Annotated in this window: 22 protein-coding genes and 3 tRNA genes; 18 read left to right on the top strand and 7 right to left on the bottom strand. The window is 72.1% G+C overall.

The genetic code is table 11. The annotated features are described in order from the left end of the window. The first annotated feature begins 319 nt into the window (after positions 1 to 319). A complete protein-coding gene (locus AB0D46_RS00645; RefSeq protein WP_362875051.1) occupies positions 320 to 1,303 on the top strand; it encodes a peptidase in 984 nt (327 codons plus the stop codon). Positions 1,304 to 1,375: 72 nt separating this feature from the next. Further along, positions 1,376 to 1,462 (top strand) — tRNA-Ser (locus AB0D46_RS00640). 85 nt (positions 1,463 to 1,547) lie between these two features. Here the strand turns inward: AB0D46_RS00640 and AB0D46_RS00635 are convergent. The 3 genes from AB0D46_RS00635 to AB0D46_RS00625 all read right to left on the bottom strand — a co-directional run bounded on the left by AB0D46_RS00635 (position 1,548) and on the right by AB0D46_RS00625 (position 2,674). Beyond that, positions 1,548 to 1,700, bottom strand: coding sequence for a hypothetical protein (locus tag AB0D46_RS00635; protein ID WP_362875050.1), 153 nt, complete (start codon positions 1,698 to 1,700; stop codon positions 1,548 to 1,550). Positions 1,701 to 2,017: 317 nt separating this feature from the next. Then, positions 2,018 to 2,209 (bottom strand): hypothetical protein, encoded by a 192-nt coding sequence (locus AB0D46_RS00630; RefSeq protein ID WP_362875049.1) that lies wholly within the window; start codon positions 2,207 to 2,209, stop codon positions 2,018 to 2,020. A gap of 36 nt (positions 2,210 to 2,245) precedes the next feature. After that, complete coding sequence (locus tag AB0D46_RS00625) at positions 2,246 to 2,674, bottom strand: GNAT family N-acetyltransferase (protein ID WP_362875048.1); 429 nt, start codon at positions 2,672 to 2,674, stop codon at positions 2,246 to 2,248. A gap of 197 nt (positions 2,675 to 2,871) precedes the next feature. Here AB0D46_RS00625 and AB0D46_RS00620 point away from each other — a divergent pair, with 197 nt between their 5' ends. The 9 genes from AB0D46_RS00620 (at position 2,872) to AB0D46_RS00580 (ending at position 12,491) form a co-directional block, all read left to right on the top strand. Continuing rightward, complete coding sequence (locus tag AB0D46_RS00620; protein ID WP_362875047.1) at positions 2,872 to 3,291, top strand: DUF6344 domain-containing protein; 420 nt, start codon at positions 2,872 to 2,874, stop codon at positions 3,289 to 3,291. A gap of 1,169 nt (positions 3,292 to 4,460) precedes the next feature. After that, positions 4,461 to 4,769, top strand: a complete 309-nt coding sequence (locus AB0D46_RS00615; RefSeq protein ID WP_362875046.1) for a hypothetical protein — start codon at positions 4,461 to 4,463, stop codon at positions 4,767 to 4,769. 243 nt (positions 4,770 to 5,012) lie between these two features. Then, positions 5,013 to 6,164, top strand: a complete 1,152-nt coding sequence (locus AB0D46_RS00610; protein WP_362875045.1) for an acyl-CoA dehydrogenase family protein — start codon at positions 5,013 to 5,015, stop codon at positions 6,162 to 6,164. Further along, positions 6,161 to 7,141, top strand: coding sequence for an OB-fold domain-containing protein (locus AB0D46_RS00605; protein WP_362875044.1), 981 nt, complete (start codon positions 6,161 to 6,163; stop codon positions 7,139 to 7,141). The genes AB0D46_RS00610 and AB0D46_RS00605 overlap by 4 nt, the downstream gene beginning before the upstream one ends. After that, on the top strand, positions 7,141 to 8,286 hold the full coding sequence (locus AB0D46_RS00600) for an acyl-CoA dehydrogenase (protein WP_362875043.1): 1,146 nt from the start codon (positions 7,141 to 7,143) through the stop codon (positions 8,284 to 8,286). The genes AB0D46_RS00605 and AB0D46_RS00600 overlap by 1 nt, the downstream gene beginning before the upstream one ends. Positions 8,287 to 8,303: 17 nt before the next feature. Then, positions 8,304 to 8,699, top strand: a complete 396-nt coding sequence (locus AB0D46_RS00595) for a MaoC family dehydratase (protein ID WP_362875454.1) — start codon at positions 8,304 to 8,306, stop codon at positions 8,697 to 8,699. Then, the gene (locus AB0D46_RS00590) at positions 8,696 to 9,862 is read left to right on the top strand and encodes a lipid-transfer protein (protein ID WP_362875042.1); all 1,167 of its coding nucleotides are present in this window, start codon (positions 8,696 to 8,698) and stop codon (positions 9,860 to 9,862) included. Before AB0D46_RS00595 ends, AB0D46_RS00590 begins: the two co-directional genes overlap by 4 nt. 182 nt (positions 9,863 to 10,044) lie before the next feature. Further along, positions 10,045 to 10,578, top strand: a complete 534-nt coding sequence (locus AB0D46_RS00585) for a SigE family RNA polymerase sigma factor (protein ID WP_362875041.1) — start codon at positions 10,045 to 10,047, stop codon at positions 10,576 to 10,578. Between the two features lie 263 nt (positions 10,579 to 10,841). Beyond that, positions 10,842 to 12,491, top strand: coding sequence for a long-chain fatty acid--CoA ligase (locus AB0D46_RS00580; RefSeq protein WP_362875040.1), 1,650 nt, complete (start codon positions 10,842 to 10,844; stop codon positions 12,489 to 12,491). A 16-nt stretch (positions 12,492 to 12,507) separates the two neighbouring features. Here AB0D46_RS00580 and AB0D46_RS00575 read toward each other — a convergent pair whose 3' ends face one another. The 3 genes from AB0D46_RS00575 to AB0D46_RS00565 all read right to left on the bottom strand — a co-directional run bounded on the left by AB0D46_RS00575 (position 12,508) and on the right by AB0D46_RS00565 (position 17,004). Beyond that, a complete protein-coding gene (locus tag AB0D46_RS00575; RefSeq protein WP_362875039.1) occupies positions 12,508 to 13,083 on the bottom strand; it encodes an antibiotic biosynthesis monooxygenase in 576 nt (191 codons plus the stop codon). Between the two features lie 13 nt (positions 13,084 to 13,096). Continuing rightward, positions 13,097 to 16,438 (bottom strand): PAS domain-containing protein, encoded by a 3,342-nt coding sequence (locus AB0D46_RS00570; RefSeq protein WP_362875038.1) that lies wholly within the window; start codon positions 16,436 to 16,438, stop codon positions 13,097 to 13,099. A gap of 119 nt (positions 16,439 to 16,557) precedes the next feature. Next, positions 16,558 to 17,004, bottom strand: a complete 447-nt coding sequence (locus AB0D46_RS00565) for an SSI family serine proteinase inhibitor (protein WP_362875036.1) — start codon at positions 17,002 to 17,004, stop codon at positions 16,558 to 16,560. A 245-nt stretch (positions 17,005 to 17,249) separates the two neighbouring features. On the opposite strand from AB0D46_RS00565, the gene AB0D46_RS00560 reads away from it, so the two are divergent. The 3 genes from AB0D46_RS00560 (at position 17,250) to AB0D46_RS00550 (ending at position 18,163) form a co-directional block, all read left to right on the top strand. Continuing rightward, positions 17,250 to 17,340 (top strand) — tRNA-Ser (locus AB0D46_RS00560). Between the two features lie 274 nt (positions 17,341 to 17,614). Next, positions 17,615 to 17,687 (top strand) — tRNA-Arg (locus AB0D46_RS00555). 110 nt (positions 17,688 to 17,797) lie between these two features. Then, entirely contained in the window at positions 17,798 to 18,163 is a 366-nt protein-coding gene (locus AB0D46_RS00550; protein ID WP_362875035.1) for a PH domain-containing protein, read from the top strand. Positions 18,164 to 18,239: 76 nt separating this feature from the next. On the opposite strand, the gene AB0D46_RS00545 is transcribed toward AB0D46_RS00550, so the two are convergent. After that, complete coding sequence (locus AB0D46_RS00545; RefSeq protein WP_362875034.1) at positions 18,240 to 19,154, bottom strand: SMP-30/gluconolactonase/LRE family protein; 915 nt, start codon at positions 19,152 to 19,154, stop codon at positions 18,240 to 18,242. A 107-nt stretch (positions 19,155 to 19,261) separates the two neighbouring features. Between AB0D46_RS00545 and AB0D46_RS00540 the strand changes: the two genes are divergently transcribed. From AB0D46_RS00540 to AB0D46_RS00525, 4 genes are all read left to right on the top strand, one after another. Next, on the top strand, positions 19,262 to 19,696 hold the full coding sequence (locus AB0D46_RS00540; RefSeq protein WP_362875033.1) for an Lrp/AsnC family transcriptional regulator: 435 nt from the start codon (positions 19,262 to 19,264) through the stop codon (positions 19,694 to 19,696). Next, positions 19,693 to 20,574 carry a DUF2797 domain-containing protein gene (locus AB0D46_RS00535; protein ID WP_362875032.1) on the top strand — a complete coding sequence of 294 codons (882 nt, stop codon included), beginning with the start codon at positions 19,693 to 19,695 and terminating at the stop codon, positions 20,572 to 20,574. The genes AB0D46_RS00540 and AB0D46_RS00535 overlap by 4 nt, the downstream gene beginning before the upstream one ends. A gap of 120 nt (positions 20,575 to 20,694) precedes the next feature. Further along, entirely contained in the window at positions 20,695 to 21,048 is a 354-nt protein-coding gene (locus tag AB0D46_RS00530) for an antibiotic biosynthesis monooxygenase (RefSeq protein ID WP_362875031.1), read from the top strand. Beyond that, positions 21,032 to 21,922, top strand: a complete 891-nt coding sequence (locus AB0D46_RS00525; protein WP_362875030.1) for an amidohydrolase family protein — start codon at positions 21,032 to 21,034, stop codon at positions 21,920 to 21,922. The genes AB0D46_RS00530 and AB0D46_RS00525 overlap by 17 nt, the downstream gene beginning before the upstream one ends. The last annotated feature ends 50 nt before the right edge of the window (positions 21,923 to 21,972 follow it).

Below are 21,972 nucleotides of genomic sequence, written 5' to 3'. Positions count from 1 at the left end.
TTGGGCACGACAAAGTGAGTAGGAGCAAGCGGAGTTGGCCATTTCATGGCCGGAACCGACCGAACGTTCAGACTGCCCGCTGACATCTCACCGCCCCCGTGCGATTCTGCCCCGGCCACGCGCGGCAGCACGGCGGATCCGTACGCCCGCACGGCTGCGCATCCGCACACCTGCACACCCGCACGTCCGCACACTGCAAATGTCCGCACACCTGCACGTCCGCACAGCCGATCCGCACCGACAGATCCGCACCGACAGCGCTCTTCACCCCCACCCTGCCCGGGCCCGACCGGTCCGGGCACGGCAGAAGGAGTCCTGCGTGAATCGTCATCGCACGGCGGCGTCCGTCCTCCTCGCCGCGGGCACCCTGCTCGCGGGAGCCCTGACGGCGGCCACCCCCTCGGTCGCGGCGGAACCCACGCCCACCTCGTTCCGACAGCAGCACAGCCAGGGGTTCTGGACCGCGGAACGGATGCGCCAAGCCGTCCCGCTCGACGTGACGGCCGCCCCCGGCTCCGTCCGCTCGGCTCCCTCGGCAGCCGGCCGGCCCACCCTCGTGGCCCCGACGGCCGCCTCGACCTCCTCCCCCGCGAGGGCCTCGACCTCGGCCTCCCCGACGGCGTTCCCGCAGGCGGGCGGCGCCTGGACGGGCGGCGGGGCGATCGTGAAGACCTCGGGCCGGGTCTTCTTCACGATGGGCGGCCGGACCGCGTCCTGTTCCGGCGACTCGGTCACGAGCGCCAACGGCAGCACGGTCATCACCGCCGGCCACTGCGTGAAGTACCAGGGCGCCTGGCACACGAACTGGGTCTTCGTGCCCGCCTACGACAACGGCAACGCGCCGTACGGCCAGTGGTCCGCGACCAAGACCTTCGCCACGGACCAGTGGGCGGCGAGCGAGGACATGAACATGGACGTCGGCCTCGCCGTCGTAGCCCCCCTGAACGGCCAGAAACTCAGCCAGGTCGTCGGCGCCCAGGGCATCCTCTTCAACGGCGGCTACAACAAGAAGATGTACTCCTTCGGCTTCCCCGCGGCCGCGCCCTACGACGGCTCCAAGCTCGTCTACTGCAGCGGGAACAGCAACAAGGACTTCCTGCTCACCAAGGACCACGGCCTGGGCTGCAACATGACCGGCGGCTCCAGCGGCGGCCCCTGGTTCCAGGACTTCAACGAGGCGACCGGCCTCGGCACCCAGGTCTCGGTGAACAGCTTCGGCTACGTCTTCCTGCCGAACCGGATGTACGGCCCCTACTTCGGCAACGAAGCCAAGGCGGCCTACGACAGGGCCCAGACGTCCTGACCCGCCCCACCCCGCCCCCGCCGGGAACACCCACCCCACCCACCCCCACATCCCGGTACTCTGTACCGGCCAGGTGGGTTGCCCGAGCGGCCTAAGGGAACGGTCTTGAAAACCGTCGTGGCAGCGATGTCACCGTGGGTTCAAATCCCACACCCACCGCGGAGAGCGGCCCCTGACCCGGATATGTGGTCAGGGGCCGTTCGCATGGCGGGCGGGGGTTCGGGCGGTGCCGGGGGCGGTGGGGTCAGGTGAACCGGACGACCATGCGGACGGCGCAGGCGCCGTGGCGGTCGGCCAGGGTGCGCATGGCCGTGCGGACGGCGCCCCGGTCGGTGTCCGGGACCGCTCGGGCGCGGGTGAGGCGGCCGACGCGGACGAGGCGGTCGCGTCGGGCCATTCCGTGCCTTCGGGGTACGACCTGCCGGCGCGGTGCAGGGCGACCGGGTCGGTCACGCCGGCGAGCTCGGCGAATCGGGCGAGGTCGGTGTTGCGGCCCCGGAACTCCCAGGATCCGTCGGGTGCGGCCGTCGTAGCGGTGCGCGAGGTTGATGGCCCCGTGCCGGTCGCGGTCGTCCTCGTCGAGGTGTTCGTTCCATCGGCATTCGATGAAACCGTCAGGTCCGTGCCCACGGCCGGGACTGTTCCCCGTCGGGGTAACGGGGGCGAGCGGGTTTTCGGGTTGCCGGGCCGCCTCGGGCGTGCGGGACGACGCTCCTACCGCTCGCGGTCCTGCGCGAGGTCGGTCCAGGGGAGCGAGAGCAGGGCGGCGTCGGCCGAGCTGAGCTTCATGTCGTTCAGGCGGGAGAAGGGGTAGCTCTCCAGCATGTCGCCGTAGGTCGTGGTGAGACGGATGTCGGCGACGCCGGTGGTTCGCCCGCACGCGAGCGTGAGGTGGGTGAGCGACACGGTCGGCATCCTCGCGGTGGTCGGGTGGTCGGGGCGTCAGCGGTCGCGGGGGAGGCCGAAGCCAGCGATTTCCTTCTCCTCGTACGAGAGGAAGCCCAGGTCGCGGTAGAAGGCGTGGCTGACCTTGCCCTCGGGGGACGCGGCGTGGTCCGTGGAGAGGAGGAAGAAGCGGCAGTGCCGGTAGCGGTCCTTGAGTGCTTCGAGCAGCGCGCGGCCGATGCCCTTGCGGTGGTGGGCCGGGTCCACGAGCAGGTCCTGGACATAGCAGACGTGCTCGTCGTCGGAGATCGTCCGGGCCAGACCCATGAGCTGCCCCGACTCGTCCCGAGCCGTCAGGACCAGATGCGAGTTGGTCACGCCGCGGCGCAGGCGCTCCGGGTCCGAGGTGTAGCCCACCCACTCGACCGACTCGTAGAGGGCCAGCAACTCCTGTGTGTTGAAAGAGAGTTCCTGCTGAATGATCATGCGCTGCCCCTGTCTCATCGGTGTCCGGGTGCCGGTCGTTCCATGATCTTGTCAGATGTGAAAGGGCGCTTTTGGGCCTTTCGAGTGGTGTTTGTCGGAAGATCGGCGCGCGTTGAGGGGGCTCTCCGGTTGCGACCACATCATGACGAATGTATTCAGATCCATCCGTCGGAACATCGGGAAATGAGGCGCTCGTCATGAACCACCGCAGCACCGTCACGTCGATCTGGTCCACCGTCCTCGCCGCTCTGGTGGCGCTCCTCGGCCTCCTCGGCCTCGCCTCGAAGGCCGCCCCGGTGGCAGCCGCCGCCGCGGCCGCTCCCGCGGTTCCCGCCGTGCGCCGACCGGCCGTCGAGGCGCGGCGGACGTGGCGGGCGATGATGCGGGGCGGGTCGCTGCCGCCGACGATCAAGCAGCGGATCCGCGCCGAGGCCCACGGCAAGACCCCGTCCGTCCGCCGCTCGACCACTGCTGCCGCGCTCGCCGGGAACTCCGGAACCGCCGGTGCCGTTCGTACGGGCGCTGGAACCGAGCCCGCCGCGACGGTGCCTTCCGGTCCGGTCGCCGTGACGACCCACCGCGCTGCGGGCCGGGGACAGCTGGGGCTGGCCGCGTAGGAGAGTTCGTCCGCAGTCCGCCGTGGTGTGGCCGGGAACGGTGCCGGGCGCGAGGGCGGGTGTGTGAGGTCGGTGCGTACCCGAGTGAGTGAGTACGTGGCGCCAGTGAGTACGTGAGTGCTTGAAGGGTTGGGCCGTGGGAGCAGGCGCCACGGAAGTGGGAACGGTGGCCATGGGGCCGCCGGTGCCGGACGACCGCTGGTCGTCGGGTCAGAGGTCGTAGTGCCGGAGGTGGCGGGTCGGTGGTAGTGCGACCCGAGCGGGCGGGAGCCGAAGGCGTAGGACCCGAAGCTGTGCAGTCGCAAGCGGTGGAGTCGGAAGTGGCGTAGCCGTGCGCGGTGGGATCCGAAGTGGCAGGAACGGAACGGTGTCGGACAGGTTGCTGCGCCCGTGGGACCGGACGCTGTGGTCCCGGAATAGGCAGGCGCGGTCGGCGTGAAGCCGCCTGGGCGAGGCATACAGCGCGACGCATGAAGCGCGGAGCGTGAAGCGTGGCGCACGAGGCGCGGAGCGTGAAGCGTGGCGCACGAGGCGCGGAGCGTGAAGCGTGGCGCACGAGGCGCGGAGCGTGAAGCGTGGCGCACGAGGCGCGGCGACGCGTGACGAGTGACGTACGAAGCACGCAGTCGGATGTGTGACGTGCGAAGGGTGACGTACTTAAGGCGAAGTGCGCAGCACGCAGTGCCAAGGGTGTCAGCCCGTACGACGTAGGAAACGCGAGGCGCTTGAGCCCGGTCGGTCGTGGCCGTGGATCGCGTCGCGCAGTGCTCCGGGATCGGGGCACGGTTGGTATGCCCCGGCGGGCGCCGGGGGCGCGCAGGGGGCGTGAAGGTTGGTATCGCAGGGCCGCATGCCCGGGAGACGGTCGGGTTCCCGGATGACGCGGCTCTCTTCGGCATGTCCGGGGCGGGCGGGTTTGGCGTAACGCTTCGCCCCTTGTGCGGCACGGGTTTCGCCGCTGCTCGGGGCGCTGATCCGCGGCGTCGGCGGAGCGAACCGGGTTTATCCCGGGTTGGTCATGCTTGCGGGGGAATCGGTTACTGCGGGGTGGTTCGCCGGGGATTCGGTGGGCAACTCTGGTTCCGCGACGTCGTCAGCAACGCAACGACCGGGGCGGTCGGCCAACTGCCCCGCAGTACACCCGACTTCGGTTCCTGGAGGATTCAGACATGGCAAGCATCCGTACCGCCCGCGTCATCGCCGCCGTCGCCGCTCTCCCCCTCGCCGCCACCCTCTTCGGCGGGGTGGCCGCAGCTGACAACGGCTCCTTCGCGAACGACGGATCGAATGCGAGCGTCGCGAGCATCATCGGCAGTGGTGTGGGCGGCAACAACAACGGCAACTCCTCCACCTCGCAGCAGGTGGCCACCGGCTCCGGTGCGTCGAACCAGAACAACACCGCGCAGGTCAACGGTTCGGCCTTCACGGCGATCCAGCAGGGCAACTCGAACATCGCGGTGAACTTCTTCCCCTGGTGACCGTGGTCCCGCGGGCCGCTCGGGCGGCCACCTACCGCTGAGGGCGCCCGTACGACCGGACCGGCTGGGGTCCGGTCGTACGGGCGCTCCCGCGTGTCCGCAGCCCGTCCGTCGCCGGCCGCGGCCCGTCCGTTGCGGGCCGGCACCCGCCGCTCGACCTCGGTTCCCGACCTTGACATCGCCATCAAATCTGACGGACAGTCAGGTTCATTCTGTCGATGTCCCGCCGGGAGGCCAAGCGCCGTGCACCTCGCCCCGACCGAAGGTCAGTTGCGGCTGCGCGCCGAACTGCGCGCGTACTTCAAGAACCTGCTGCCGGACGGGGTGCCCGAGGGCCTCGAAGCGCAGCGCGCGGTCCTGCGCCGGATCGGCGCGGACGGACTGCTCGGCCTCGGCTGGCCCGTGGAGTACGGCGGGCAAGGCCGGGGCGCGGACGAGCAGTTCGTGTTCTTCGACGAGGCCTACCGGGCGGGCGCACCCGTCTCCATGGTCACGCTCAACACCGTCGGCCCCACCCTCATGAAGTACGGGACCGAGGAGCAGAAGGCCTACTTCCTGCCCCGGATCCTCCGGGGCGACATCGTCTTCGCCATCGGCTACTCGGAGCCCGAGGCGGGCACCGACCTCGCCTCGTTGCGCACCCGGGCCCTGCGCGAGGACGACGCGTGGGTGATCGACGGGCAGAAGGTCTTCACGTCCAACGCCCAGAACGCGGACTGGATCTGGCTCGCCTGCCGGACCGATCCCGAGGCCCCGAAGCACAAGGGCATCTCGATCGTCCTGGTGCCCACGGACAGTCCTGGCTTCGGCTGGACCCCGATCGAGACGGTCGGCGGGCTCACCACCACGGCCACGTACTACGACTCCGTGCGCGTGCCTGCCGGTCACCTCGTCGGCCCCGAGCACGGGGGCTGGAGCCTGATCACCAACCAGCTGAACCACGAACGCGTCGCCCTCGCCGCCATCGGCATGCAGGCCGAGGACTTCTACGGGGCGGCCCTGCGGCACGCCCGGACCCCGGACCCGGCCACCGGTGACCGCCCGGCCGACCGGCCCTGGGTGCGCTCCCGGCTCGCCGAGGCGCACGCCCGGCTGGCCGCCGTACGCCTCCTCAACTGGCGCCTCGTCCAGGACGTGGGCGCCGGCGCCCTCGCCCCGGGCGACGCCAGCGGGGTGAAGTTCCTCGGCACCGAGTCCACCGTCGAGGTGTACCGGATGTGCCAGGAGGTGGTCGGCGAGGACGCCCTGGTCCGGGGGCCCGACGCGTTCGCCGGGGGCGAGCTGGAGCGGATGAACCGGGCCGCCCAGATCAACACGTTCGGCGGCGGGGTCAGCGAGGTCCAGCGGGAGATCGTCGCGATGATGCGGCTCGGCATGAAGGGGAGGAAGCGATGACCGGGGCACCGGCCGCCGACGGGGCGGACCCGTTCCACGAGCGGCTGAAGGCGTTCGAGGGGCGGCCCGCCGCCACCGGGGGGCGGGCCAAGGACGCGGTCAACGAGCCGATGATCCGGCATTGGTGCGAGGCGATGGGGGACACGAACCCGGCCTACACCGGGCCCGGCGCCGTCGCACCGCCCACCATGCTCCAGGCGTGGACCATGGGTGGGCTGTCCGGCCACACCGACCGGTCCTCCGCCTACGACGAGCTGCTCGGCCTCCTCGACGGCGCGGGCTGCACCTCCGTGGTCGCCACCGACTGCGAGCAGGAGTACCTGCGGCCGCTGCGCCCGGGGGACGCGGTGACCTTCGACGCGGTGATCGAGTCGGTCTCGGCGCGCAAGACGACGAAGCTGGGCAGCGGGCATTTCGTGACGACCCGGATGGACGTCCACGCGAACGGCGTACTCGCCGGAACACACCGCTTCCGCATCCTCAAGTACGCCCCGGCGGCCAGGGCCGCGGCCGTCCGGGCGCCCGCAGCGGTGCCCCCGGCCCCCGCCGACCGGAAGTCCGCCGACCGACAGCCCGCCGCCCGCCGGCCCCGCCCGGTCATCAACCGGGACAACCGCGGGTTCTGGGACGGGGTCGCACAGCACCGGCTCCTCATCCAACGCTGCACCGGCTGCGCCACCCTGCGCTTCCCGTGGCTCCCCGGCTGCAACGCCTGCGCCTGCCCCGACTGGGACACCGTCGAGGCCGCGGGCGTCGGCACGGTGTTCTCGTACGTCGTGATGCACCACCCGCCGTTCCCGGCCTTCGCGCCGCCCTACGCGGTCGCGCTCGTCGAACTCGCCGAAGGGGTCCGGATGGTCAGCAACATCACCGGGGTCCCCTACGACAAGGTGCGCATCGGGATGCCCGTCCGGTTGGAGTTCCTGCGGGTCGACGAGGAACTCGAACTGCCCGTCTTCCGAGGGAGCGAGGGCTGATGGACTTCCACCCCACCGAGGAACAGGCCGCCGCGGCCGACCTCGCCGCAACGATCTTCGCAGACCTCGCCACCCACGAACGCCTCGCCGCCGCGGGCACCGGCAGCGACGCCGAACTGTGGAAGGCCCTCACCGCCGCCGGACTCACCGCCGCGGTCGAGGACGTCGGCCTGCTCGGCCTCGTCCTGCTGCTGGAGGAGCAGGGCCGCACCACCGCCCAGGTCCCGTACGCGGCCACCTGCGCGTACGGGATCCTGCCCCTGACCCGGCACGGCAGCGACGCGCAGCGCGCCCGACTGCTGCCTGCCCTCGGTACCGGCGAGGCCGTGGTGTGCGGAGCCTTCCCCGCCCGCGGCCGGATCAGCGCCTCCCCGGCGGGACGGCTCACCGGTACGGCGCCGTTCGTGCCCTGGCTGCGGGACGCCACGCACGTCCTGGTCCCGGACGCGGACCGCGCCCTGTGGCTCGTACGGGCCGACGCGCCCGGCGTGCGGACCACCCCGGTGGAGACCACCGCCCCCTGGGCCGCCGGACGGCTGGAGCTCACCGACGCCGACGGGGAGCGCCTCGGCGACGGCCCCGGGGCGTACGAGGACACGCTCGCGGTGGCCCGTACCGCCTTCGCCGGCCTCCAGGCGGGCGTCTGCGCCGGCTCGCTGGCCCGGGCCGTGGAGTACACCTCCACCCGGGAACAGTTCGGCCGGCCGCTGTCCACCAACCAGGGCGTCATGCTGCGCGCCGCCGACGCGTACATGGACACCGAGGCGATCCGGGTCACTGCGTACGAGGCGGCCTGGCGCATCGACGCGGGGCTCCCGGCGGACCCCCATGTCCTCACGGCGGGGTGGTGGGCCTCGGAGGCCGGAAAACGGGTCGTGCACGCGGGGCAGCACCTGCACGGCGGCATGGGCGCCGACCTGGACCACCCGGTGCACCGGCACTTCCTGTGGGGGCGCCAACTGGACGCGTACCTGGGCTGCGGCAGCGAGCTGCTGGCCGAGCTGGGCACGCTCCTGGCCGACGCCCCGGACCCGGCCGACGCCCCGGACCCGGCCGACGGGACCGCCCCGGCCGACCCGCCCCACCCGCCCGACAACGGTGCGGTGGCCGCCGCGATCCCGGCCACCGGAAGGGACCACGCATGAACGCCGGCGAGACACCGCTGAAGGTCGGCGACACACTGCCGCCCCTGGAGATACCGGTGACCCGCACCCTGATCGTCGCGGGCGCTATCGCCTCCCGTGACTACCAGGACGTGCACCACGACGCCGAACTGGCCCGGGAGAAGGGCTCCCCCGACGTCTTCATGAACATCCTGACCACCAACGGCCTCGTCGGCCGGTACGTGACCGACCGGCTCGGCCCGCACACCGTGCTGCGCAAGGTGGCCATCCGGCTGGGCGCTCCCAACCACCCGGGCGACACCATGACCCTCACCGGCACCGTCACCGCCCTCGACGGGGACACCGCCGAGATCGGGATCGTCGGCGCCAACGGCCTCGGCCGACACGTCACCGGCACGGTCACCGTGACCCTGCGCCCGGGGGCCACCGCATGAGCGTCCGCACCCGCGACCAGCTCGGCGGCCGGGCCGCCATCGCCGGCATCGGCGCGACGGAGTTCTCCAAGGACTCCGGCCGCAGCGAACTCAAGCTCGCCGTCGAAGCCGTGCAGGCCGCCCTCGACGACGCCGGACTGACCCCCGCCGACGTGGACGGCATGGTCACCTTCACGATGGACACCAGCCCCGAGATCACCGTCGCCCAGGCGGCCGGCATCGGGGACCTCTCCTTCTTCTCCCGGATCCACTACGGCGGCGGCGCGGCCTGCGCCACCGTCCAACAGGCGGCGCTGGCCGTCGCCACCGGGGTGGCGGAGGTCGTCGTCTGCTACCGGGCCTTCAACGAGCGCTCGGGCCGCCGCTTCGGCTCCGGCGTCCAGCAACGGGAACCCTCGGCGGAGGGCGCGGCCCTCGGCTGGTCGCTGCCCTGGGGCCTGCTCACCCCGGCTTCCTGGGTGGCGATGGCCGCCCAGCGCTACCTGCACACCTACCACCTCACCCCCGAGGCGTTCGGCCACGTCGCCGTCACCGATCGGCGGCACGCCGCCAACAATCCGGCCGCCTACTTCCACGGCAAGCCCATCACCCTCGCCGACCACGCGGCCTCGCGATGGATCGTGGAACCGCTGCGGCTGCTGGACTGCTGCCAGGAGACCGACGGCGGCCAGGCCCTCGTCGTCACCACCACCGAGCGGGCCCGGGACCTGCGGCAGGCGCCCGCCGTGATCACCGCCGCCGCGCAGGGCGCGGGGCGGCGCCAAGAGGCGATGACCTCCTTCTACCGGGACGGCCTCTCCGGGCTCCCGGAGATGGACGTGGTCGCCCGTCAGCTGTGGCGGACCAGCGGTCTGCGTCCCTCGGACATCGACGTCGGGATCCTCTACGACCACTTCACCCCCTTCGTGCTGATGCAGTTGGAAGAGTTCGGTTTCTGCCGGCCCGGCGAGGCCGCCGACTTCGTCGCCGCCGACGCGCTGCCGCTCAACACCCACGGGGGCCAGCTCGGAGAGGCCTACCTGCACGGCATGAACGGCATCGCCGAGGCCGTCCGTCAACTGCGCGGCACCTCCGTCAACCAGGCCGAGGGAGCCGCGCACGCCCTGGTCACGGCGGGTACCGGGGTGCCGACCTCGGGGCTGATCCTCGGTGTGGACCGCTGACGTACGGGTGCCGGGGGCGACGCCGCCCGGGTGTCGGGGACGCCTGCGTCGCCCACGGGAGGCGGGCCGCGTCCCTCCACCTTCAGGAGGTGGGGCACGCCCCCGTCCTACAACCTGAGACGGACCCAGCTTCGGCACCTGGGGCCGATCCGGTGGGCGCGGTCCGCTCCTAGCGTGGACCCATGACCACGCCTGTGTGCACGCTCGCCTCGAACCCGACGCCGTACCCGTCGTTCTCGGCTTACGTACGGACCCGCGGCACGGTCCTGATGCGCACCGCGCGCTCGCTCACCGCCAACCCGTGCGATGCCGAGGACCTGCTCCAGACGGCCCTCGCCAAGACGTACGTCGCCTGGGACCGGATCGAGGACCACCGGGCGCTGGACGGCTACGTCCGGCGGGCCCTGGTCAACACCCGTACCTCCCAGTGGCGCAAGCGCAAGGTCGACGAGTTCGTCTGCGACGAGCTGCCGGAGACCGAGGAGCGGCCCGCCGCCGATCCTGCGGAGGCGCAGGCCCTGCGGGACGCGATGTGGCGTGCCGTGACCCGGTTGCCCGACCGCCAGCGGGCCATGGTGGTCCTGCGCTACTACGAGGACCTGAGCGAGGTGCAGACCGCCGAGGTGCTCGGGGTATCCGTCGGCACGGTCAAGAGCGCCGTCTCCCGGGCCCTGGTCAAGCTCCGCGAGGACCCGGAACTCACCCCGGTGCGCTGAACAGCCTCTTGTTTCACGTGAAACAGCCGCTGGTTCCACGGGAAGCAGCCACCCGTTTCACGTGAAACAGACCCTTCGTTTCACGTGAAACACCGGCGCCGCCGCCGACCTCGTTTCACGTGAAACACCGCCACGCGCGACTCCGCACAGTGATCGCCGCAGCTGTTTGTACTCCCGGGTAGTGACAGACCGACCGGTACGTGCGCAGAATCGGCAGCATCCGTACGCCGCCGCAGCGCCGCAGCGCTCACCGGGAGGACGCTTTGCTGAGCACCATGCAGGACGTACCGCTCCTCGTCACCCGCATACTTCGACACGGGATGACGATCCACGGGAAGTCCCAGGTCACGACCTGGACCGGGGAGGCCGAGCCGCACCGTCGCAGCTTCGCCGAGATCGGTACCCGCGCCAACCGTCTGGCCACCGCCCTGCGCGACGAACTCGGCGTCCGGCAGGACGACCGCGTGGCGACGCTCATGTGGAACAACGCGGAGCACGTGGAGGCGTACTTCGCCATCCCGTCCATGGGCGCGGTCCTGCACACGCTCAATCTGCGGCTGCCCCCCGAGCAGCTCGTCTTCATCGTGAACCACGCCGTGGACAAGGTCGTCCTGGTCAACGGCACCCTGCTGCCGCTCCTCGCGCCGCTGCTGCCGCACCTGCCGACCATCGAGCACGTCGTCGTCGCCGGCATCGGCGACCGCTCCGCGCTCGACGGCCTCGACGTGCGCGTGCACGAGTACGAGGAGCTCATCGAGGGCCGCTCCGACCGCTACGAGTGGCCCGAGCTGGACGAGCGCCAGGCCGCGGCCATGTGCTACACCTCCGGCACCACCGGCGACCCCAAGGGCGTCGTCTACTCGCACCGGTCCATCTACCTGCACTCCATGCAGGTCAACATGGCCGAGTCGATGGGGTTGAGCGACAAGGACACCACCCTCGTCGTCGTCCCGCAGTTCCACGTGAACGCCTGGGGCCTGCCGCACGCCACCTTCATGACCGGCATCAACATGCTGATGCCCGACCGGTTCCTCCAGCCCGCCCCGCTCGCCGAGATGATCGAGCGCGAGAGGCCCTCCCACGCGGCGGCCGTCCCCACCATCTGGCAGGGGCTGCTGGCCGAGGTCACCGCCCAGCCGCGGGACCTGACCTCGATGAAGCAGGTCACCATCGGGGGCTCGGCCTGTCCGCCCTCCCTGATGGAGGCCTACGACCGGCTCGGCGTCCGGCTGTGCCACGCCTGGGGCATGACCGAGACCTCGCCGCTGGGCACCATGGCGCATCCCCCGGCCGGCCTGAGCGCCGAGGAGGAGTGGCCCTACCGGGTCACCCAGGGCCGTTTCCCGGCGGGTGTCGAGGCCCGCCTCGTCGGCCCCGGTGGCGATCACCTGCCCTGGGACGGCGAGTCCGCGGGCGAACTGGAGGTGCGCGGTACCTGGATCGCGGGCGCCTACTACGGCGGCGCGGCCGGCGAGCCCGAACGTCCCGCGGACAAGTTCAGCGCCGACGGCTGGCTCAAGACCGGGGACGTCGGAGTGATCAGCCCCGACGGCTTCCTCACCCTGACCGACCGCGCCAAGGACGTCATCAAGTCGGGCGGCGAGTGGATCTCCAGCGTCGAGCTGGAGAACGCGCTGATGGCCCACCCCGAGGTGGCCGAGGCGGCGGTCGTCGCCGTTCCGGACGACAAGTGGGGCGAGCGCCCGCTGGCCACCGTCGTCCTCAAGGAGGGCGCCACCGCGGACTACGCGGAGCTGCGCGACTTCCTCGCCGCGTCGATCGCCAAGTGGCAGCTGCCGGAGCGCTGGAGCCTGGTCGCCGCCGTGCCGAAGACCAGCGTCGGCAAGTTCGACAAGAAGGTGATCCGCAAGCAGTACGCGGACGGCGCCCTGGACGTCACCACCCTGGGGTGACCGGGCCGGGGGGACGTCAGCCGCGCGTGAGCCACGGCCGCAGCAGCCTGCTGACGGCCGGCATGGCCACATAGGTCATCAGGGTGCTGAAGACGACCGCGAACGCGGCCGTCCGCAGCACGAAGTGCAGGTCCACCAGGTACGGCCCGAGCACCGCGTTGCCCACCAGCGAGATCGGGAAGATGGCCAGCCCCGAGCTGACCACCATCTTCCAGCGCGGCGGCGCGGGCCGGGTCGTGCCCGGCTTGGCGAACCAGGTCTCCATGCCGTGCAGTTCGCGCCGGGCTATCTCGGTGTGGTGGTGGCCGAGGCAGTTCGAGAACCACTGCGCCCGCTCGGGCGAGTCCTGCCAGCGCGCCAACGCGTCCTGGTTGCGGAAGCGGTGCACGAGGAACCACGGCCCGCCCTCCACCGCGGGCCGGAACAGCCCGTACCCGAGGTGGTCGGGGAAACCGGCGGCCGTCTCCAGGATCCCGTGCGCCCACGCCTCGAACGTCTCCTCGTGGCCCGCCTCCACCTGCCGGGCGATCAGGAGGCTCACTTCGCCGTTGTCGGCGGGGACGGTCTGCTCGGACGTGTCGGTGATGGCCATCGGCCCAGGATGACTAGTTGGTGCCGATCTTGGCCAGCAGGTCCACGATGCGGCCCTGCACGTCCGCGGTGGTGGCCCGCTCGGCGAGGAACAGGACGCTCTCCCCGGACGCCAGCCGCGGCAGTTCGGACGCCTCGATGCCGGCGGTCGTGTAGACGACCAGCGGCGTGCGGTTCAGCTGCCCGTTCGCGCGCAGCCAGTCCACGATCCCGGCCCGTCGGCGCCGGACCTGCATCAGGTCCATGACCACAAGGTTGGGCCGCATTCGGCTCGCGAGTTCCACGGCGTCGGTGTCGGCGCCCGCCCGCGCGACCTGGAGGCCGCGCCGCTCCAGCGCCGCGGTCAGGGCGGTGGCGATCTCCGTGTGCTCCTCGATCAACAGCACCCGGGAGGGGTGCTGCTCGCTGTCGCGCGGCGCGAGCGCCTTCAGCAGCACGGCCGGATCGGCGCCGTACGCCGCCTCCCGCGTGGCATGGCCCAGCCCGGCCGTGACCAGGACGGGCACCTCGGCGGCCACCGCGGCCTGACGCAGGGACTGCAGCGCGGTCCGGGTGATCGGGCCGGTCAGCGGGTCGACGAACAGGGCCGCGGGGAAGGCCGCGATCTGCGCGTCGACCTCCTCACGGGAGTGCACGATCACCGGACGGTAGCCGCGGTCGCTGAGTGCCTGCTGGGTCTGGGCGTCGGGCGCCGGCCACACCAGCAGCCGGCGCGGGTTGTCCAGCGGCTCCGGCGGCAGCTCGTCGTCCACGGGCCGCGGCGCGGGCCGGTTGACCACCTCGACGGCCCCACCGGGGCCGTCCAGCGGCTCGGGGCCCTCGGCGGAGCCCGCCTCGGGCGCCCCTATGGCGAAGGCGCGTCCCTGGGGGGCAGGTTCGGACAGCCGACGACGCCGGCCCGAGCCGGAACCGCCCTGCCCCGCACCGTTGGTGTCACCCGCACCCGGGTCCACGGAGATGCCCTGCCCCAGGGTGCCGAGCGCGCGCACGCTGATCGGCTGCCCGGCCGGCGCCGGGGCGCCGGCGGGCCGACGCGCGCCGGGGACGGCGGCCGGAGCGGCCGCGGCCTGCTCCGACTCCTCGGAAGCGGTACGGGCCGATGGCACGGGCCAGGCCGGGGCGGCGGGCACCCCGCGGCGCCTGCCGGTCGGGTGCGCGGGATCCTCGGCGTCCTCGGCGGAGACCTCGGGGGCCTCGGGATCGGCGCCCGCGGGTGCCCCGAGCACCCGGCGACCGCGCCGGCCCGACGCGTCGGCGTCGGCCTCGGCGGGAGCGGGGGCCGAACCGGCCATCGCGGGGGCCTGCGGGGCGGCCGGAGTCGGACCGGCGGGCAGCGCGAAGCCGCCCTCGGGAGCGATGGGTCGGGGCGCCGCGAGCCCGGCCGCCGACACGGGACCACCGGGCTGCGCCGCCGGAGCGACGGGGCCCAGCGCCCGGCGGCGTCCGGCCGGATGCTCGGTGACGGGGACCGGGGGCACCGTCGGTACGGGAGGCAGCGCGGGCATGGCGTTGCCCTGCGGGGGCACGGGCCGGCCGGCTCCGCCGCGCTCGGCGTCGGCGCTGCCGTCGCCGTCCCGGCCGCGCCTGCGCCCGGTGCCGAGCCCGGCGGGGTTCACCGGGGACTGCGCGAGTTCCGCCGGACCGGAGTCGGCGGGGCTGCCGTCCGCCCGGCGCCGCCCGGACGGCAGCGCGAGCGCGCCCCCGCCCGCACGGGCCGCGGGGGCCTTCGCCCCGTCGGACCCGGCGTCCGGGTCGGCCCCGTCGGCCGCGTCATCGAGGAAGGCGTCCACTCCGCGCCGGGCCCGGCGGCCACCGGGGCCGTTGCCGTCCGACGCGCTCGCGGCGCCCGCGTCGGCCTCCGGCGTCGCCGGCTCCTCGGGGGGCTCCGGCAGGGTCACCGTCCCCGCGCCCGAGCCGAGCGGCAGTTCCAGTACGTACGCCCCACCGGGCGCTCCGGGCACCTCCACGGTCTGCAGGACTCCGCCGTGCGCGGCGACGATGCCCCGTACGACCGGTTCGTGCACGGGGGTGCCGCCCTCGTGGGGGCCGCGCACCTCGATCCGTACGACCTCGCCGCGTTGGGCGGCGGCGACCACGATCGTGGAGTCCCCGTACCCGCTGCCCTGGGCGGTCTTGCCGGTGGCGTCCACTCCGGCGACGTCGGCGACCAGGTGCGCGAGGGCGGTCGCGATGCGTTCCGCGTCCACCTCGGCCTCGATGGTCGGGGCGTGCACGGCGAACTGCACCCGGCCGGGACCGATCAGTTCGACCGCGCCGTCGATGCCGTCCGAGACGACCGTGTTGATCAGTACGTTCTTCTTCTTGAGCTTCTCGGCGCCCGCGTCGAGCCGCTGGAAGGCGAGCACGTTGTCCACCAGCGCGGTCATCCGCGAGTACCCGGCGGCCAGGTGGTGCAGCAACTGGTTCGCCTCGGGCCACAGCTGGCCCGCGTCGTCGGCGGCCAGGGTGGCCAGTTCCCCGCGCAGTTCGTCGAGGGGACCGCGCAGCGACTCCCCGAGGACGGCCAGCAACTGGGCATGGCGCGCCGCGAGGGCGTCGTAGGCCCGCCGGTCGGTGAACGTCATGACGGCGCCGACGAGCAGCTCCCCGTCCCGTACGGGCGAGGTCGTCAGGTCGACGGCGACGGGCTGTCCGGACTTGTTCCACAGCACCTGCCCGCGAACCCGGTGCTTGCGGCCGCTGCGCAGGGTGTCGGCGAGGGGGGACTCGTCGAAGGGGAAGGGCGATCCGTCGGCGCGCGAGTGCTGGACCAGCCCGTGCAGCTCGCGGTTGCCGAGATCGGTGGCGCGGTAGCCGAGGATCTGCGCGGCGGCCGGATTCACCAGCACGACCCGACCGTCGGTGTCGGTGCCGACGACGCCCTCGGCGGCGGCCCGCAGGATCATCTCGGTCTGCCGCTGCGAGCGGGCCAGCTCGGCCTCGGTGTCGACGGTTTCGGAGAGGTCCCGCACGACGAGCATCAGCAGCTCGTCACCGGTGTAGGCGGGCTGGGGCTCGCGGTAGGCGTCCCGGCCGTCGAGGTGGGCGCTGGTGAGCTCCACCGGGAACTCGGAACCGTCGGTGCGGCGCGCGGTCATCCGCTTGGGCTTGGAACGGCCCTCGTCGTTGTCGCCGGGCCGGCGCATCGAACCGGGGATCAGCTTGGAGTCGAACTCCGGCAGCAGGTCCAGTACGCCGCGTCCGACGAGCCCCGTGCCGGGGCTCTCCATGACCGCGAGGGCGATCGAATTCGCGTTGACGACCGTGCCGTTGGCGTTGACGAGCAACAACGCGTCGGGAAGCGCGTCGAGTATTGCTGCGAGGCGAGCAGCGCCTCGGGATGGCCTGCTGCTCACGACGAGCTTCCTCCCTGACCACGACTACCGGCATGTCACGGGAGGAGTCTAAGCGCACGGCCCCGCGGCGAGGTGGCGGATGTACGGGGGAAACCGCGCATCCGGCGCATACTCCCAGGTCAGGAACGCGCACTCGGAAGCACAGGTTCCAACTCGTTCCACCGGGCGATGTCGCATCCGTTCTGCCGACGGAACGTGCTGTCCACCTTCTCGCCGCGCCAACTACCGGTGACGCGGGCGGTCGCGGGACCGCCGTCCTGGAAGGTGCAGATCTGTCGCTTCGGCTCGGCCGCGAAGGGGTTCTTGCCCTGTCGGGCGAGTTCGTCGAGGCGCGCGCAGGCCTTCTTGGCCTCGGGGTGCGTACCGCCGACGGGGTCGCACTCCAGGCGGTACTCGCCGTCGAGGTACCGGTTGCCGGTCGCGGAGACGGCGATGGTGAGGTGGTCGGGGTCAGGGGCAGGGGCGGACAGCAGTCGTGCCACCGGCAGGGACGGCAGCGGCGGCAGGGGGCCGGCGGCCGCTGCGGCCAGGGCTGAGGTGACGGCGAAGGCGGCGAGACGCAGCATGGGGCACTCCAGGTCGTCCGTACGTCGTACCCCCCACCAACGACGCGCCCGCCCCGATGTTGCGTACGGGGGCGGGGATGCGCGCGGACGTGTGCCGCACGCGGATTCGAGGGCGGGGACTTTTCGAGGAGCGGGCTTAAGGCTTTGCCCTGTGCCCCCGGCTCCTTGTACCGTGGGAGCGGATTGGTGAGCGGCCCTACGGCTGTGTCATCATCTGCACGCACCTTCGTACGCGGGGGTGTGCTGGAGGCGTCGCCTAGTCCGGTCTATGGCGCCGCACTGCTAATGCGGTTTGGGGCTTACCCCCCATCGAGGGTTCAAATCCCTCCGCCTCCGCACCTGACGAAGCCCCGGTCCACACGGACCGGGGCTTCGGTGCGTTCCGGGGCGTTGACGCCGGGCGCCCGAGTCCGGTCGGCTCCGGGGGCTCGCCCGACGGAGGCCCCTGTACGGGGGCGCGCGGCACTCCCCCGAGAACCTCCGGATGATCTTCTTCCGGGGTGTTTTCCCAGGTCAGAAGGGGTGGAGCTAATGGATTTCGCGTCCCGCCGAGGTCCATGTATTGTTGTTCTCGCAAGGCCAACCGGGCGGAAAACCCCGAGAAGCCCAAGCACTCGTAGCTTAACGGATAGAGCATCTGACTACGGATCAGAAGGTTGCAGGTTCGAATCCTGCCGAGTGCACAGCCGAAAAGGCCCCCCAGTTCACTGGGGGGCCTTTTGCGTTGCCTTGACATCGCCGTCGCTAGCCTTCGAAGGACTGTTGATCGTTTCGATCCTTCGAGGGGGGACCCATGGGTCTGTTCGGGAACGCGCACACCGTCGATCCGGTGTCGGCGCAGCGGGACTACGCCCGGCTGTTGGGCAACGGCGAGCAGGTGCACGCCGCCTATCTGCTGATCCGGGACACGATCCTGTTCACCGACCGGCGGCTGGTGCTCGTCGACAAGCAGGGGCTCACGGGGAAGAAGGTGGAGTACCACTCGATCCCCTACCGGAGCATCACGCACTTCTCCGTGGAGACCGCCGGCCACTTCGATCTCGACGCCGAGTTGAAGATCTGGATATCGGGCACCCCGACGCCGATCGAGAAGACGTTCACCAAGGGCGTGGACATCTACGAGGTGCAGGCGGTCCTGACCCAGTTCGTCGCGCGGTAGGCGGGACCGGCGTCGCGACCGGGGCCGCTTGCTCGCGGCCCCGGTCGGTGGTCCACCCGGTGGTCGGCTCGAGTGGTCAGGTGCGCACGCGCGGCAGGCCCGTCACCGACATCACCAGCGAGTAGAGCGAGGTGGTGGCGGTGATGAAGAGGCGGTTGTTCTTCGGGCCGCCGAAGGTGATGTTCGAGACGGGTTCGGGGACGCGCAGGCGGCCGATCAGGTCGCCGTCCGCCGCGTAGCAGTGCACGCCCGATTCGATCGCGGCGGCCCACAGCCGGCCCTCGTCGTCGAAACGGATGTTGTCGGCCCGGGGGCAGGTCGTGAAGACGCGGTCACCGCTGAGGGTGCCGTCCGGATCGACAGTGAAGGCTCGGATGTGGCCGGCGCGGGTGTCCGCCGCGTACAGCTCGCTCTCGTCCGGGGAGAAGACCAGGCCGTTCGGGCCGAGGAAGTCACCCGCGACGAGGCGGACCTCGCCCGTGGCCGGGTCGGCCCGGTAGAGGTTGCAGGCGCCGATCTCGCTCGGCGCGCGGTGGCCCTCGTAGTCGCTGGTGATGCCGAAGTCCGGGTCGGAGAACCAGACGGAGCCGTCCGAGCGGACCACCGCGTCGTTCGGGCTGTTGAGCCGCTTGCCGTTCCAGCGGTCGGCGATGACGGTGATCCGGCCGTCGTGTTCGGTCCGGGTGACGCGGCGGTTGCCCTGCTCACAGGTGATCAGGCGGCCTTCGCGGTCCAGGGTGTTGCCGTTGGCGTGGCCCGCCGGGGAGCGGAACACCGAGACCACGCCGGTGGTCTCGTCCCAGCGCAGCATCCGGTCGTTCGGGATGTCGCTCCACACCAGCTGGCGCCAGGCCGGCAGGTACAGCGGCCCCTCGGCCCAGCGGCAGTCGTCGTGCAGGCGCTCCAGGCGCATGTCGCCGTTGGCGCAGCGGCCGGTACGGAAACGACTGTCCAGGATCTCGTACAAGGCCTGGTCGGCTATGGCTGACATTCTTCCCCCTGAGTTCCACTGTGCCGAATTCTGTTCGGTGTGATGGTGAGATTGCAGGATCAGGTACCGTCTTCGCAAGAGCTGCCGGCTCATGAGAGGAAGATCGCGTGGACGACATCGACCGGGCGCTCGTCCTGTGTCTCCAGCAGGACGCGGGTCAGTCGTACGCAGCCCTCGGCGCCGCCGTCGGGCTCTCGGCCGGGGCGACCCACGAACGGGTGCGCAAGCTCCGCGAGCGCGGGGTCATCCGGCGGACCACCGTCGACGTCGACCCGGCCGCCGTGGGCAGCGGGGTGCTGGCCTACGTGATGGTCGACTCCCGGGTCTGGATGGGCGAGTCCGGGCCCGCGTTCGAGGCGATCCCGGAGATCCAGGAGGCCCACGTCATCGCGGGCAGCGCCTCCGTACTGGTCAAGGTGCGTACCGCGTCCACCGGGCAACTGCAGGACGTACTGCGCCGGCTGTACGCGATCGAGGGGGTCAGCGGCACGCACGCCACCGTCGTCCTCGACACCTTCTTCGAGCGGCCGCTCCCGCTGTGACCTGGAGGTGCACCGGGATCCGGTGGTCGGACGGGCGGCCCGACATCGGATGGACCGGCCGCGAGGACCGCGACAGCCCCCTCGCCCCCGGGCAGCGCCTGGCCTTCACCGCCGTGGGCGAGCGGCGCTGCCTGGGCGTGCGCCGGGCCGGGAAGCGCACCCCCTGCCCGACCGGCCTGGCCGTCCCGGGCCGTACGGGGAACGCCCAGTGCCCCGAGTGCGCCCGCCTGGACCGGTCCTTCTCGGTGGCCGCCGACACCAACGCCGCCGATCCGCGCCCCTACCGGGTCTACCTCGCCTGGTTCGGCCCGGACACGGTCAAGGTCGGCATCACCGCCGAGGAACGCGGCCCGGTCCGGCTGCTGGAGCAGGGCGCGGTGACGTGGACCTGGCTGGGGCGGGGCCCGCTGATGGCCGCGCGCCGCACCGAGGAGCTGCTGCGGGCCGCCCTCGGGGTGCCCGACCGGATCGCCTACGCCCGCAAACGGGTCCTGCGCGGCCTGCTGCCCGCCGCGTCCGAGCGGGCCCGGGAGGTTGCCGAGCTGTACGACCGGTCCGCAGCGCTGCCCGGGTGGCCGGAGTCCCTGGAACGGCTGCCCCGCGCCGTCGTCGACCACGCCGTGCCGTTCGGACTCGCCGGGCTGCCGGTCCCGGCCCGGGTGGTCACGGAGATGGTGCCGGGCGGGACGGTGGTGGGCGTGCTGGCGGGCGCGGCCGGGCCGGACCTGCACCTCGCCGACGGGCTCGTGGTGGACACGCGGCTGCTGGCCGGCTGGGAACTGGCCCCCGTACCCGGGGCGGTGGCGGCCGTCACCGACGTGCCGCTCGCGGACATCGCCCCGCCGGCGCCGGACGCCGCGCAGGACGGGCTGTTCTGACCGACGGGGTCCGGCGCCGGCGGCCGGCCGTGACGGCCCCGGGTCAAAACTTGGATCCCTTCGGCCTCCCGGGGCCGATTGCGGTGGACACGCCGGAGCGGTCCACCGAGGCTGGTGGGCATGAGCATCCAGCCCGTCCAGGCGTTCGAACCGCCGTACGTCATGGCCGTCTTCAGCAGTGTCCGCACCCCCGATGTCCGCACCCCCGACGAGAGCGGATACCCGGAGACCAACGCCCGGATGAACGAGATCGTCGCGCAGAACCCCGGTTTCCTCGGCTACGAGTCCGCGCGCGGCCCCGGCGGCCTCGGCATCACCGTCGCCTACTTCCGCGACCACGATTCCCTCGCCGTCTGGCGGGACGACCTGGAGCACCGGGCGGCCATGGAGCAGGGCCGCGCCCACTGGTACGACAGCTACACCCTGCACGTCGCGACGGTCGATCGGAGCCACGGCTTTGTCCGCAACGGCTGACACGGTCCGGGCGGTACGGACCTTCCGGGAACGGCTCGGGCTGCCGGGACTGGTCGACGTCCACACGCACTTCATGCCCGAGCGGGTCCTGGACAAGGTGTGGGAGTACTTCGACGCGGCCGGTCCGCTGACCGGCGTCGCCTGGCCCATCACCTACCGGCACGAGGAGGAGCGGCGCATCGCCCTGCTGCGGGAGTTCGGCGTGCGGGCCTTCACCGCCATGCTCTACCCGCACAAGCCCGCGATGGCCGCCTGGCTCAACTCCTGGTCCGTCGACTTCGCCGCCCGCACCCCCGACTGCCTGCACACCGCGACCTTCTTCCCGGAGGACGGCGTCGCCGGGTACGTCACCCGGGCGCTCGACGCCGGCGCCCGCGTCTTCAAGGCGCACCTTCAGGTCGGCGGCTACGACCCGAACGACGACCGGCTCGAACCGGTCTGGGGACTGCTCGCCGAGGCGGGCGCCCCCCTCGTGATCCACTGCGGTTCGGGCCCGGTGCCCGGCAAGCACACCGGCCCCGAGCCGATCGCCCGACTGCTGGCCCGCCACCCGAGGTTGCCGCTGATCGTCGCGCACATGGGCATGCCCGAGTACGTCGACTTCCTGGACCTGGCCGACCGGTACCCGGAGGTCCGCCTCGACACCACGATGGCCTTCACCGACTTCTCCGCGCAGTTCGGCGAGTTCCCGGCCGGGGACCTCGGACGGCTCGCGGACCTCGGCGACCGCATCCTGCTGGGCACCGACTTCCCGAACATCCCCTATCCCTACGAGCACCAGCTCCAGGCCCTGGAACGGCTCGGCCTCGGCGACGACTGGCTGCGCGCCGTCTGCCACGACAACGGCGCCCGGCTGTTCCGCCTCGACGGCTGAGCCGCGGGGTCGCCCGGGACGTCACGGCCCGGGACCCCGCCGGCGATTCT

Origin of the sequence: Streptomyces sp. NPDC048383, assembly GCF_040651775.1 — a bacterium.
Taxonomy (GTDB): domain Bacteria; phylum Actinomycetota; class Actinomycetes; order Streptomycetales; family Streptomycetaceae; genus Streptomyces.
This window is presented reverse-complemented; position numbering and strand designations above follow the sequence as displayed.

Bases quoted from the DNA above. Each gene is read 5' to 3' on its own strand.
- AB0D46_RS00605 (WP_362875044.1), top strand. From the start codon at position 6,161: ATGACCGGGGCACCGGCCGCCGACGGGGCGGACCCGTTCCACGAGCGG.
- AB0D46_RS00615 (WP_362875046.1), top strand. From the start codon at position 4,461: ATGGCAAGCATCCGTACCGCCCGCGTCATCGCCGCCGTCGCCGCTCTC.
- AB0D46_RS00590 (WP_362875042.1), top strand. From the start codon at position 8,696: ATGAGCGTCCGCACCCGCGACCAGCTCGGCGGCCGGGCCGCCATCGCC.
- AB0D46_RS00575 (WP_362875039.1), bottom strand. From the start codon at position 13,083: ATGGCCATCACCGACACGTCCGAGCAGACCGTCCCCGCCGACAACGGC.
- AB0D46_RS00620 (WP_362875047.1), top strand. From the start codon at position 2,872: ATGAACCACCGCAGCACCGTCACGTCGATCTGGTCCACCGTCCTCGCC.
- AB0D46_RS00550 (WP_362875035.1), top strand. From the start codon at position 17,798: ATGGGTCTGTTCGGGAACGCGCACACCGTCGATCCGGTGTCGGCGCAG.
- AB0D46_RS00530 (WP_362875031.1), top strand. From the start codon at position 20,695: ATGAGCATCCAGCCCGTCCAGGCGTTCGAACCGCCGTACGTCATGGCC.
- AB0D46_RS00635 (WP_362875050.1), bottom strand. From the start codon at position 1,700: ATGGCCCGACGCGACCGCCTCGTCCGCGTCGGCCGCCTCACCCGCGCC.
- AB0D46_RS00600 (WP_362875043.1), top strand. From the start codon at position 7,141: ATGGACTTCCACCCCACCGAGGAACAGGCCGCCGCGGCCGACCTCGCC.
- AB0D46_RS00545 (WP_362875034.1), bottom strand. From the start codon at position 19,154: ATGTCAGCCATAGCCGACCAGGCCTTGTACGAGATCCTGGACAGTCGT.
- AB0D46_RS00585 (WP_362875041.1), top strand. From the start codon at position 10,045: ATGACCACGCCTGTGTGCACGCTCGCCTCGAACCCGACGCCGTACCCG.
- AB0D46_RS00625 (WP_362875048.1), bottom strand. From the start codon at position 2,674: ATGATCATTCAGCAGGAACTCTCTTTCAACACACAGGAGTTGCTGGCC.
- AB0D46_RS00565 (WP_362875036.1), bottom strand. From the start codon at position 17,004: ATGCTGCGTCTCGCCGCCTTCGCCGTCACCTCAGCCCTGGCCGCAGCG.